We start from the raw sequence: 13202 nt of genomic DNA on the forward strand, positions 1-13202 counted from the left end.
ACAAATATGAACACACACCTTATAAATAACCAATGGCATTCAGGCCAAGGCCCCGCTTTTAGCTCTGTTAATCCAAGTAACGGCGAAGTTGTATGGCAAGGTAATGGCGCAACAGCTGATCAAGTAGATGCTGCAATCAGTGCAGCTAGAGCCGCACAAGTACAATGGGCAGATACGCCAATTGAGTCGCGTATAACCATACTTGAAAACTTTGTAGCACAATTAAAAGAGCACAGCGAAGAATTTGCAGCCATTATAGCGCGCGAAACCGGCAAGCCTCTTTGGGAAACACGCACAGAAGTAGGCGCTATGACAGGTAAAGTGGCCATTTCGATTAAAGCGTACAACGAGCGTACCGGCACCACTGAAAACCCAATGCCGGGTGCAAAAGCCTTTATACGCCATAAACCACACGGCGTTGTGGCTATATTTGGCCCGTATAACTTTCCTGGGCATTTACCTAATGGCCATATTGTACCGGCTATTTTAGCGGGTAACACCGTGGTATTTAAACCGTCTGAACTAACCCCTCACGTTGCTGAATTTACTTTATCACTTTGGTTAAAAGCAGGCTTACCAGCAGGTGTGATTAATCTTGTGCAAGGTGAAGTAGAAACAGGTAAAGCACTTGCTTCGCATCAAAACATAGACGGTTTATTTTTTACCGGCAGCTCAAACACAGGTCATTTATTACATAAACAGTTTGCAGGCCACCCAGGTAAAATATTAGCGCTTGAAATGGGCGGTAATAACCCATTGATAGTTAAAGACGTAGCCGATGTAAGCGCTGCAGTGCACGATATTATTCAATCGGGCTTTATTACTTCTGGCCAGCGCTGTACTTGTGCACGCCGCGTGTTTATTGAAAAATCGCTCAATGGCGATGCTATTTTAGAAAAACTGATTAGCGCAACTAAAAACATTGTTGTTGATGACAGCTTTGCAAGCGATCAACCATTTATGGGCGCCATGATCAGCGAAAAAGCCGCCTTAGGCATGGTTGCAGCGCAAAATGAATTAGTTGCAAGTGGTGGCGAAATACTTGTTGAGCTTAAGCAGCTAAAAGCAGGCACTGGGTTTGTAAGCCCAGGTATTATTGATGTAACTAACATTACCAACATGGCCGATGAAGAACACTTTGGCCCGCTCATTAAAGTGTATCGCTACAACGACTTTGACAGCGCAATAGCAGAGGCCAATAACACCAGCTTTGGTTTATCAGCAGGCTTACTTGGCGATAACGAAGATGATTATAGCCACTTTTTAAAGCGCATTCGTGCCGGCATTGTCAATTGGAACCGCCCTATTACGGGTGCCTCTAGTGCAGCACCGTTTGGTGGCATAGGCGCAAGTGGTAACCACAGAGCAAGTGCGTATTATGCCGCTGATTATTGTGCCTACCCTGTAGCATCAGTTGAGGCCGATAAGGTAAACCTGCCACAAACTTTAGCGCCAGGCTTAGTAATTGAATAAGTGAATAACCCAATTTAAGGATTTAACATGCACACTAACGTAAATACATTATTTGAAAACCTATGGGATAACTATTTAGCCGTTACCCCCTCGGCAGATAAAATTCATGATCTGTTAGGCTCAACGCAAAAAGATGACATTATTAACGACCATATTGCGCTGCGTACCTTTAATATTGAAAAAGTAGGCCTTGAAAAACTAGCCGCGCACTTTTTAGCACTTGGTTATACAGAGTGTGGTGAATACCACTTTGAAGCTAAAAAGCTCTATGCTAAACACTACGAGCATAGCGACCCTAAACAACCTAAAGTATTTATTTCTGAGCTATTAGTTGAAAAGTGTTCACCCGAGTTACAAGCCATTGTGACAGATATGGTAGAGCAAATAGATGAAAACGCAGTAACTGCCGATAACTTTTTATACTCAGGTACCCATTGGCAAGTAAGTAGCGACACATACAAGCAGTTACTTGCTGAAAGTGAGTACGCAGCGTGGATGTCGGCATGGGGCTATCGTGCAAACCACTTTACTGTAAATATTAATATGCTTGCTAAGTTTGATAATATTCAGGATGTTAACCAAGCACTTAAAGACGCAGGCTTTGCCCTAAATACATCAGGCGGCGAAGTAAAAGGCTCACCAGAGGTGTTATTAGAGCAATCATCAACCCTTGCAGATGATTACGCTGTCACCTTCAGCGACGGTGACCTGCGGATCCCTAGCTGTTTTTATGAGTTTGCCATTAGATACCCTAAAGCCGATGGCGAGCTTTACACGGGTTTTGTTGCAGCCTCTGCTGATAAAATCTTTGAAAGCACTAACGCGCGTTAAAAATAAAACATGCCTTAATGTTTTAACTTAAAAAAAGCCCGTTTGGGCTTTTTTTTATGACAAAAATATTTAGAACATTTACACTAAGTTTTATGCCTGTATTTACTAAATTTTTGATTATCTTGCATGTACTGCTTATATCATCATTGAGCCATGCAAATGAACCACTTACATTACTCTCTAGAGCGAATGCGTCTACTGATGGCTTTTTAAACTCAGATAAAACGTTCGAAAGCCTGCTCAATCATACAATTAATACTAAATTGCAGTGGACCAACCAAGCTCGTTTAATCAAGCGACTTATGGGTAATGAAGCAGTATGCAGCTACGATATAATAAAAACGCCCGAGCGTGAAAAACATATTTTGTTCTCAAGTATACCAACTACTATTTACGAGCAACGAAAAATATACGCATTTAAACGCACCTTACAAAACTTTCCTGAACGAGTCTCTGTTGCTCAACTACTAGAAAAAGATTTTACCCTTGCCGTAGACTCAGGAACGAGTTACCAAAAACTTGAGCCTGTTTTAACAAAGTATAATGAGCAAATTGCAGCAATAAGCTCAGAAGATACCAGCGCTCAACTGCCTCAACTTCTCATCCATAATAGAATAGACATGATTGTCGATTACGAGGTTAACGTACTCGGTGCACTCACCAGTGAGCAACTAACACAAATAGATAGCCGTGAAATAGCTGAATTTCCAGAATTTGTTAATGGCTACTTTGCATGTAGTAAGTCAGAGCTTGGCGAAAAAGTAATAAAAACCATTAATATTTTAATGAACACCCCCGAAATTTACGACCGCTTACAAAAAAGTTTACAACAAGCCTATAGTGCTGATACATCTAGCGCTATGATGCTTGCTTACTCATCAGAGCACGTATACTTAACCTCTGATGAGTAAAATCAATCGTCAAGACAAACTCCACAAATCAACATAAGCCACTGATTTTAATAACAAATAAATTATTTTAAATTTATTTAAAATTTTTATTGCGCTAAATAAAAACCTACATTATTATCTCGCCGCTTCTTGATGATAGCCAATCCGAGTACATTACAAACCCCGTTTGTAGCAAGGCGATAGAGCAACTATCCAAGAGTGAATTTGACTGTGCGTTTGCACTATTGATCTCACTCAACTGACTCGTGGATACACCATACCCGAGCAGTTGCTTAATTGACTCGGAAAATAAAATGGCTTTTTCAAAACAACAACAAGACACCGTAACTAAAGTACCTGCAGCAGCGGTTGCTGCAAATCAAGCAATTGATTGCGCGCAACCGAGTATTGCCCACATTGAACAACTTGCTTCACAATTTGGCGCACCTCTAATGGTGCTTGACTGCGACGCTATACGTCGTCAATACCGTGCACTTAAACATGCACTGCCTGGCGTTGTGTTACATTTTGCTTTAAAGCCTTTACCGCATGCTGCTGTCGTGCGCACTTTGTTAGATGAAGGCGCAAGCTTTGATTTAGCAACCAGTGGCGAAGTTGACTTAGTAGCAAGCCAAGGCGTACCAAGCGAGCGTACGATTCACACGCACCCAATAAAGCGCGACAGTGACATTCGCGACGCACTTGCCTACGGCTGTACAGTGTTTGTGGTGGATAACATTAACGAGCTTGAAAAATTTATTGCCTATAAAGATCAAGCCGAAATTTTAGTGCGTTTAAGCTTTCGTAATAAAGATGCATTTGCTGACTTATCTAAAAAGTTTGGCTGCAGCCCAGAGGCGGCAATCGACATTATTAGCCTTGCCCAGCAACTTGGTATTCGTATTAAAGGGTTATCGTTTCATGTTGGCTCGCAATCACCTAACCCAACTAAATACGTTGAAGCGATAAATGCATCTGCAAAAGTGGTTAAACAGGTGGCTGAGTTAGGCTTACCAGCACTTAGTACGCTCGATATTGGTGGTGGGTTTCCTGTGCCGTACAGCGCAGATGTGCTACCAATTGATGTATTTTGTGCGCCTATTAATATCGCGTTGGCACAATTACCGGAAACAATGCAAATTATTGCTGAACCTGGCCGTTTTATTGTAGCAAGTAGTGTAACCAGTGTTGCCTCTGTAATGGGACAAGCCACGCGCGAAGGTAAAACATGGTACTACTTAGATGATGGCGTTTATGGCTCTTTTAGCGGTTTAATGTTTGATGAAGCAGCCTACCCTATCGATAGTGCAAAACAAGATAGCGAGCGTTTTGAGTCGGTACTTGCAGGCCCAACATGCGACAGTATAGATGTAATAAGTGATTCAATTATGCTGCCAAAACTAAACAATGGCGATTTAATTATTAGCCGTATGATGGGTGCCTACACACTTGCTACAGCAACCGACTTTAACTTTTTTAAACGTGCTGAGGTCGTTGTATTAAACGAGCAAATGCACAGCCAAGTATTAACAGGTTAAGAAAATAAGTTCCTCGCTATAGGTACGCTGGCTTGTACCTATACATTTCAACGCAGTTGCTCATTCCAACTGCGTTTTTTTTATTGCATTAAATAACTGGGGCTTGTTTACCTTTTTGCTCAACAGAGCAGGCTCTAATAAAAGCAACCTGCGCTACTTATTACAAAAATAATGGTTTATAGTCGTTTTCTAACTGTTCAAACGATAAGTCGCCTATAAATCTGCCAAAGCTTAGCCACGTTGCTAAACCTCGTAAATCTTTAAAATGTGGTGGTACAAATTTTGGACTTTCTATTACACCTAAACTATGTAATTGCGATATAAGTCTAAAATCATCAATCGATATTTTTCCGACCAACAATAATGGCAGCTGATCAATGCGCCCAAGCTGTATAGCAACACGAATTAAGTTATATACCAGCACAAATCCTTTAATGTAAGCAATATCCTTAGTAAAAGGTAAGCCTGTTGCCGTGCTGCCTCTAAATACACGTTGTGCTAACGTATAGCTTTCATCTTTTGAAAGCCCTTGCGCTAAGTAGTCACGGTATATATCAACAAACTCTGCGCCATCAATCACTTTAGTAACTGCTTGAATACGATTTACTAACTTTGATAAACGCCTAGGCGTTGATTTAAGGGTAATTATTTCGGTTAAAACAGCTAAGCCTTCTTGAGTCACTGTTGAGCTTGGCGTCCCTTTACTTAAACAGGTTAGATAAGGCTGAGCTAGCCCGTTTTGCGTTGTACCTACGTGTATCCACCCTTCGTGCACTTCTAAAATATCGAGCTCACGCTGTGAGAATTTAACATCTTGATTTAGCTTAATGTTATTTGCACCTGCAGCAGCATCACTGACAATCCCATCGCTGAGCATAACCTCTACATTAATACCCGCCATACTGCTATTTACTTGCTCAGATAAAATACGCACTGCATCACTTGCATTAATATTTTTAGGATCATCTGGCAAAATATCGGCTATTAATAAGTTTTGCAGTGGTTTTTCTAGCATATTGGCAAGTTCGAACAGTGAAGGTTCACCCGCATGAAATAAATCCTTTGGGTGACCAAAAAGCTCTACCGACAAATCATGAAACTCAGGCGTTCCTCTATACTCAAGCATACTGAGCACCGTTTTATACTCACTACACATTTTACCCATGTATTGAGAAATAGGATTTAGCTGACCTAACTGGTTAATAATATTGCGATGCAAGTTAGAAAACGCTTGGCGTAATTCGCTGGGGACAAATCCTAAATCTCGTTGCTGGTAATAGGCGCTATCGATTAGCGGATTTTTTTGGCACTTTTGCCTGAAAAACGTCTCTTTGATTTGTTTATCCCAGTTAATGGCATCGAGTATTCTAATGGGTGTTTGTAAAGCAATTAATTGCTCTGACAGTTCGCGAGTTTTAAGGAGTAAAGCCTTGTCTATCATGGTGTAAGCTCAACAAAAAATGAGGCTTGAGCATAAGGTAAAACCAGTTAATAGCAAGATTATTTTAGCGCTTTTTAGGCATTGTTTTTACGGTGATCGACCCTCATATATAAAACGTAATAGCTTTAAACAATAAAGGGTTAATGATGAAAAACGAACTCGATAACAAGCAGATCCTCTCTGTGTACGAACGTATTCAGCAGCGCGGTAAACAAAATAATATTGGTAAACATTATCAAGGTGTTACAGCTTACTCTGACATTGACGGCTACACTATTTACTTAGAAGGTAGCGGCGTATTATTGCGCTTTGGGTTTCATAATGCTTATCACTTAGATTATGAGCATGACAAACATAAAGACGACTTTTTAAAAAAACTATACAACATTGCTAATGAGGAATAATGCAGCCAAGACGCATTCGTAAACGCACCACAAACAAGCAAACCACCACGTTTATAAACCAGGTAATTACTGAGCTGCAAGCGCACCCAGAAAAGCTGGAGATAATCCGTCGAAACCTAAATGAATACCGCGAACAGACTCACCTTAAACGCGGTTTTTTGCTGGCTATTGAACGCTTTGACTGGGTGTTTGAGGCCAGTAACGATGTTAATTTTATATGCCAACAAATCTTAGCCGATGATTACATAGGTAATCGCCTTAGACGCTACCCGCTATTATTTAAAGGCGTTATTAATAGCGCCTAATTTGCACGCCTTTTTTAACCTTAACGCCTCCTCTTATAGCCATTACATACTGCTACTTTTTTAATTAGTACACTAATTAAACATGTAAAATGGTTTCGTTTGCTTATTTGAAATACCCTTCGTACTCTAACTATTACCATTCTAACGAATATTTATCTTTTTTATTACTCATACCCCGTAAACAAATCCTTACTATTTTTACCATTTAAAAATCAACATATAACCCACTGAATATAATCAACTTTATTAATAAAGGCCTGCAAGCAGCACTACTACAAATTAACCCGTTTTTATTAATAATCCATCTACATCTTGGTATCTGGTTGTTTACTTGCGCCTTGAATTGTTAGAGCTATTACATTAAGCTTATCTTTATTGAACGTTCAATTAATAAAAATTATGCCTAAAGTCGGAATGGAACCTGTCAGGCGTCAGCAGCTAATTGACGCGACCATTGAGTCAGTTGCACAGCGCGGTTTGCAAGGAACAACTATTAACACCATCAGTAAAAATGCGGGTTTATCATCTGGCATTATTAGCCATTACTTTGGTGGCAAGCAGGGGTTAATAGAGGCAACCGTTAGGTATTTGTTATCGAATTTAAAAAATGAATTACTTGAAAAAGTTGAGCCAACCACCAGCGCAATTGAGCGTTTGATGTTTATTGTTGAGGCCAACTTTGCACTTGTTCAACAGCGCAACGACACCACACGTACGTGGTTAAGTTTTTGGGCGCAGTCAATGCACGATCAAGAACTGCACAGGCTGCAAAATGTAAACAGTAATCGCTTGCAAAGTAATTTAGCATTTTCTTTTAAGCAACTAATGCCCGTAAAGCAAGCAAAGCAAGCTGCAGAACTTAGCGCCGCCATGATTGATGGCCTATGGTTAAGAGCAGTATTAAGTCAATCTGACGAAAACCAATTTAAACACAGTGAAACATTAGCAAAAAGCTATGTACATTCACTCATCAAGCAATATGGAGCCTAGCGTGACTACACCTGTCTATCAAAACTTTATTAACGGCCACTTCCTTGCAAACCAAAGTGGTGAAACTTTTGATGTAAAAAACCCAGCCACAGATGAAGTTATTTACTCGGTAGAAGTTGCCGACGAATTTATTCAAAACGCGGCTATCGAAAGTGCAAAACAAGGCTTTGCTCAATGGTCAAAAATGAGTCCAATAGAACGTAGCCGTATTTTATTAAAAGCGGTTGCTTTATTGCGTGAGCGTAATGACGAGCTTGCCTTAGTTGAAGTGCTTGATACAGGTAAACCAATGCAAGAAGCTAACTGCGTTGATATAGAAACAGGCGCAGATGTAATTGAATACTTTGCAGGCCTAGCACCAGCGCAAGTTGGCCAGCAGCAAATGGTTGGCGAAGACTTTTACTATACCCGCAAAGAGCCACTAGGCATTTGTGCTGGTATTGGTGCATGGAACTACCCGCTGCAAATTGCATGTTGGAAATCGGGCCCTGCCCTAGCCGCAGGTAATGCGTTTATTTTTAAACCTTCTGAAGAAACCCCTTTAGGTGCTATTAAACTAGCTGAAGTTTTTGTTGAAGCAGGCGTACCTGCCGGTGTATTTAACGTTGTGCAAGGTGCAGGTGATGTAGGTCAGTGGTTAACCTCTCACAGTGAAATAGACAAAGTGTCGTTCACTGGTGAAGTAGGCACAGGTAAAAAAGTAGTGGCAAGCGCTGCCGGTACATTAAAAGACGTAACAATGGAATTAGGTGGTAAATCACCTTTATTAGTGTTTGAAGATGCCAATATTGAGCAGGCAGTCAGTGCTGCTATGCTAGGTAACTTTTATACGCAAGGCGAAATTTGTACTAACTGTACCCGTATTTATGTTCATAAAAATGTATATCAACAATTTATTGATGAGCTTAAAACACGTACTGAGCAAAATATTATTGCCGGCGACCCACAAGATTTAAATACTAACTTTGGGGCATTAATTTCTAAAAAGCATCAAGAATTAGTAATGAGCTACATAGAAAGTGGCTTGGCCGAAGGTGCAACCCTACTTACTGGCGGTACAACTCTTTCTCCTGCATCAGCGCCTAATGGCTACTTTGTAGCACCTACGGTATTTACCGATTGCAACGATGAAATGACTATTGTTAAAGAAGAAATTTTTGGCCCAGTTATGAGCGTGCTTGTTTTTGAAGACGAAGACGATGTTATCGCCCGTGCAAATGGTACACACCTTGGCTTAGCTGCAGGCGTATTTACTAGCGATATTAAACGTGCGCACCGTGTTATTCACCAATTAGAAGCCGGTATTTGTTGGATTAATGCTTACGGTAATTCACCTGCTGAAATGCCTGTTGGTGGTTACAAGCAATCAGGTATTGGCCGTGAAAATGGCATAGAAACGCTTGATCATTATACGCAAACTAAGTCTATTTATGTGGGCATGACCGACATAGAAAGTCCTTTTTAAGGTGGCAACTATGAGTAACACTTACGACTATATTATTGTTGGCGCCGGTTCTGCAGGTTGTGTACTTGCAAATCGCTTATCTGAAGATACAAACAATAAAGTGCTATTGCTAGAAACCGGTGGTAGCGATAAAAGTATATTTATAAAAATGCCAACGGCGCTCTCTATTCCTATGAATACAGATAAATACGCATGGCAATTTCACACTCAGCCAGAGCCGTATTTAGATAACCGAGAAATGCACTGCCCACGCGGTAAAGTGTTAGGCGGTTCATCATCAATTAATGGCATGGTATATGTACGTGGCCACGCGAAAGATTTTGACGAGTGGCAGCAACACGGTGCTAACGGCTGGGATTATCAGTCGTGCTTACCTTACTTTAAAAAAGCAGAAAGCTTTTATTTAGGTGAAAATGCGCACCGTGGTGGCACAGGCCCGCTTGGCGTTAATAACGGTAACGAAATGCAAAACCCGCTTTACACCACCTTTATTAAAGCAGGTGTAGAAGCAGGGTATGCACACACAGACGACTACAACGCAGCTCAGCAAGAAGGCTTTGGCCCGATGCACATGACTGTTAAAGACGGTGTGCGCAGTTCGGCCTCGCGCGAGTATTTAGACCCAGTAAAATCACGCAATAACCTAACAGTTATTACAGGTGCTTTAGCACAAAAAGTGATTTTAGAAGGCAAAAAAGCCACAGGCATTGAGTACACAGTAAATGGCACTCTTAAAACGGCGCATGCTACTAAAGACGTTGTATTAAGTGCAGGTCCAATTGGCTCACCCCATATTTTACAGCTTTCGGGTATTGGCGATAAAGCCATACTTGAAGAAGCCGGTGTTGAGGTAAAGCATCACTTACCAGGCGTAGGTCAAAACTTACAAGATCATCTTGAGTTTTACTTTCAGTACAAGTGTAAACAACCTATTACCTTAAACGGTAAATTAGGTCTTATTTCAAAAGGCTTAATTGGCGCTAAATGGCTGCTGACCCGAAAAGGCTTAGGTGCAACCAATCACTTTGAGTCATGTGCGTTTATTCGCTCAAAACCTGACGTTGAGTGGCCAGATATTCAGTACCACTTTTTACCAGCGGCGATGCGCTACGACGGGCGCAGTGCATTTGCGGGTCATGGTTTTCAGGTGCATGTAGGTCATAACAAACCTAAAAGCCGTGGTAGTGTGACTATTCAATCAGCTAATCCTGAGCAACCGCCAAAAATTTTATTTAACTACTTACAGCATAAAGACGATATTGAAGGCTTTAGAGCGTGTGTGCGCCTAACTCGCGACATTATTGAGCAAAGTGCATTTGATGACTACCGCGATGAAGAAATTCAACCAGGTAAGCACATTCAAACCGACGAAGAAATAGATGCCTTTGTACGCCAAGCAGTAGAAAGTGCCTATCACCCGTCTTGTTCTTGCAAAATGGGCGAAGATGACATGGCCGTGGTTAATTCTAATACCCAGGTTCACGGTATTGAAGGGCTGCGTGTTGTTGACTCGTCAATCTTCCCAACGGTGCCAAATGGTAACTTAAATGCCCCTACAATTATGGTTGCAGAAAAAGCAGCGGATCTAATTTTAGGTAAAACACCGTTACCGCAAGCATCTGTGGACGTTGCCATGAGCAGTAATTGGCAAACAACGCAACGTAATAGCGAGATTTAATTAAGCCATAACGTGCCTAACACTATGAAGGGCACGTTCAACTTGCAGTGGCTCACGGCGTAAATTGGTTACGCGGTGTTTATGCAAGCAATAAAACAAAAACGGAGAACTTATGAGTTACTTTTATTCATTTTGGGAGGGCGATAATGACTATATGGCTTAGTGCTGGCATTATATTTACGCTACTTGCTGTTATCACTATTTTATTTAAATGGGGTAACGTACGCGTAGTAGGCGTAACACCAGTGAGAACGTTTACCTTTATCGCAATCTTATTTACCTCAGGCCTAGACGTTGGCCTAATCATGTTTCCATTAACCGAATTTGCAGGTTATGCAGACATAAAAGCAAGCCCAGAATACGCGTTTGCAAACCCACTGGCTATTGAGTTTGGCTACTGGGGATTCTTGATCTGGGGATTTTACTTTCTTACGTGCTTTTATTTCTGTGTAATAGAGCCCAAAGTTAAATTTTTCGAAATTTCATGGGTTAAGTTCATTAATAACGTGGTTATTATTGGCACATGTGCCTTTACGGCTTACCTACTGCTTTCTAACTTACCCTGGTACTTACCAGAGCTAGGCGATGGTTCGAGCGTTATACCTACCTTCTACTTTATTGTATTTGCAGCTATTTGCTTTGCTGTGTACTCAAGTACAGATATTAAATACGTGCGCTTTTTAAGTATTTCTACAACGTGGTTATTTATCGCATTAATTGCCTTTATGTGGGCAGGTGCCTTTGTCGTTGGTGACAGCGAAATGTCGGCATTTACCAATAACCTTGCTGAAATTGGTACTTACTTTGCCAATATAAATCAGTTTGTTTTACCGCTTAATGACTACCATGAATTTTATCTATTTTGGTGGTTTGCGTGGAGCATTATGATTGGCCAATTTACGTCTCGCTTTGTAGGCGGCCTTAAAACATACCAAGTATTAGGTGCAATGTTGATATTTCCATCTATTCCGATTGCGATTTGGTTTAGCGTACTTTATCACTACCACGAAATGGGTATTTCAACAGCGGGTATTAAAAACTTTGCCATGGTATTTGTTGGGATAGTGTTTGTTATTAATTCGCTTGATTCATTAATACGCTTATACACAGATAACCTTAACTTAACGGTTAAACGTTTAGGTAAAATGAACTATATGATACTCAATATTGTTGCCCTTTCGTTACTAACCCTATTGTTTAAGCTTGAGTTTTTACAAATTCAATGGGTTGGCGCGTTAGTAATTGCACTGTTTTTTGGCTGTGCTGCGTTTATTGGCTACAGCAAGTTTAAAACGGTTAACAATATAGACAGTTCGCCAAAAGCAAACAAAATAGATTACACAAAAATAGAAACTGTACATTAGGGATCAACAATGAATAACAAACTAAAACAACTAGCAGTAGCGCTACCTTTCGCACTTTTATCAACTACGGTGTCAGCTAACTGGTCAACAACCATTACAGCAGCATCTGACTATACTTTTAACGGTGTAACTCAAACTGATAGCGACCCTGCAATTCAAGCAAGCCTTGATTACGCGTTCGACAGCGGTGTTTATGCGGGTGCATGGGCATCTAATGTAGATTTTGGTGATGACACTGATTTTGAACTTGATGCCTACCTAGGTAAATACGTGCAATTAACTGAGACGGTTAGCGCTGATTACGGTATTGCTTATTACACATACCAAGGTAATAACAGCGATGGTAACTACGCCGAAGCCTACACAAAATTTGGCTATGCAAGTGAGTATGGTCAAACAGAGCTAAACTTTTGGTATAGCTGGGATTACTTTGGTACAGGCGCTGGCCATGTTATTTCTATGATTGCCCACACCTTTGAAATTGCCCCGAATCATGCAATTCGTGCAAGCTTTGATATTTCTAATTCGCTTGATGGCGAAAAATGGGCATGGGATGTAAACCAAAAGAAATCATACAAACATTACCGCCTAGCGTACCAAACTAGCTACGAAGGCTTTGGTATTGAGATTGCTGCTGAAGACACAAGCCTAGATTACGATTACGCTGATGAGCGTATAGTACTTGCTATATCACGCACATTCGATTTATAAAATTGTAGTTGTTAGATTCTACAAACAAAAATGCCACTTTTAAAAGTGGCATTTTTTTACTAAATTTTAAGGCTGTAGTCCTAAAGAACTTAGTTTTATTTAGGGGCAATTA

The 13202-nt window shown here is 40.7% G+C and carries 12 protein-coding genes; 11 read left to right on the plus strand and 1 reads right to left on the minus strand.

The window, feature by feature from the left end:
* Nucleotides 1-6 precede the first annotated feature (6 nt).
* The 4 genes from astD to EJ103_RS17195 all read left to right on the plus strand — a co-directional run bounded on the left by astD (nucleotide 7) and on the right by EJ103_RS17195 (nucleotide 4732).
* Complete coding sequence (gene astD, locus EJ103_RS17180) at nucleotides 7-1473, plus strand: succinylglutamate-semialdehyde dehydrogenase (protein ID WP_126008943.1); 1467 nt, start codon at nucleotides 7-9, stop codon at nucleotides 1471-1473.
* 27 nt (nucleotides 1474-1500) lie between these two features.
* Entirely contained in the window at nucleotides 1501-2304 is an 804-nt protein-coding gene (locus tag EJ103_RS17185) for a DUF1338 domain-containing protein (RefSeq protein WP_029774468.1), read from the plus strand.
* Between the two features lie 56 nt (nucleotides 2305-2360).
* Nucleotides 2361-3215 carry a transporter substrate-binding domain-containing protein gene (locus EJ103_RS17190; protein WP_126008945.1) on the plus strand — a complete coding sequence of 285 codons (855 nt, stop codon included), beginning with the start codon at nucleotides 2361-2363 and terminating at the stop codon, nucleotides 3213-3215.
* A gap of 293 nt (nucleotides 3216-3508) precedes the next feature.
* A complete protein-coding gene (locus EJ103_RS17195) occupies nucleotides 3509-4732 on the plus strand; it encodes a type III PLP-dependent enzyme (protein ID WP_126008947.1) in 1224 nt (407 codons plus the stop codon).
* 160 nt (nucleotides 4733-4892) lie between these two features.
* On the opposite strand, the gene EJ103_RS17200 is transcribed toward EJ103_RS17195, so the two are convergent.
* Nucleotides 4893-6173 carry a flavohemoglobin expression-modulating QEGLA motif protein gene (locus EJ103_RS17200; protein ID WP_054981898.1) on the minus strand — a complete coding sequence of 427 codons (1281 nt, stop codon included), beginning with the start codon at nucleotides 6171-6173 and terminating at the stop codon, nucleotides 4893-4895.
* 146 nt (nucleotides 6174-6319) lie between these two features.
* Between EJ103_RS17200 and EJ103_RS17205 the strand changes: the two genes are divergently transcribed.
* The 7 genes from EJ103_RS17205 (at nucleotide 6320) to EJ103_RS17235 (ending at nucleotide 13090) form a co-directional block, all read left to right on the plus strand.
* Entirely contained in the window at nucleotides 6320-6577 is a 258-nt protein-coding gene (locus EJ103_RS17205) for a DUF3081 family protein (RefSeq protein WP_029774464.1), read from the plus strand.
* A complete protein-coding gene (locus EJ103_RS17210; RefSeq protein WP_004586449.1) occupies nucleotides 6577-6882 on the plus strand; it encodes a hypothetical protein in 306 nt (101 codons plus the stop codon). Before EJ103_RS17205 ends, EJ103_RS17210 begins: the two co-directional genes overlap by 1 nt.
* Before the next feature lie 414 nt (nucleotides 6883-7296).
* Nucleotides 7297-7872: a transcriptional regulator BetI gene (gene betI, locus EJ103_RS17215; protein WP_126009696.1), complete on the plus strand. Its 576-nt coding sequence runs from the start codon at nucleotides 7297-7299 to the stop codon at nucleotides 7870-7872.
* 1 nt (nucleotide 7873) lies between these two features.
* A complete protein-coding gene (betB, locus tag EJ103_RS17220; protein WP_126008949.1) occupies nucleotides 7874-9337 on the plus strand; it encodes a betaine-aldehyde dehydrogenase in 1464 nt (487 codons plus the stop codon).
* A gap of 10 nt (nucleotides 9338-9347) precedes the next feature.
* The gene (betA, locus tag EJ103_RS17225) at nucleotides 9348-11015 is read left to right on the plus strand and encodes a choline dehydrogenase (protein WP_126008951.1); all 1668 of its coding nucleotides are present in this window, start codon (nucleotides 9348-9350) and stop codon (nucleotides 11013-11015) included.
* 146 nt (nucleotides 11016-11161) lie between these two features.
* Nucleotides 11162-12379 carry a BCCT family transporter gene (locus tag EJ103_RS17230; protein WP_004586453.1) on the plus strand — a complete coding sequence of 406 codons (1218 nt, stop codon included), beginning with the start codon at nucleotides 11162-11164 and terminating at the stop codon, nucleotides 12377-12379.
* Nucleotides 12380-12388: 9 nt separating this feature from the next.
* Nucleotides 12389-13090, plus strand: coding sequence for a TorF family putative porin (locus EJ103_RS17235; RefSeq protein WP_126008953.1), 702 nt, complete (start codon nucleotides 12389-12391; stop codon nucleotides 13088-13090).
* The last annotated feature ends 112 nt before the right edge of the window (nucleotides 13091-13202 follow it).

The sequence above is a fragment of the Pseudoalteromonas sp. Xi13 genome (genome assembly GCF_003952205.1).
Taxonomy (GTDB): domain Bacteria; phylum Pseudomonadota; class Gammaproteobacteria; order Enterobacterales; family Alteromonadaceae; genus Pseudoalteromonas; species Pseudoalteromonas atlantica.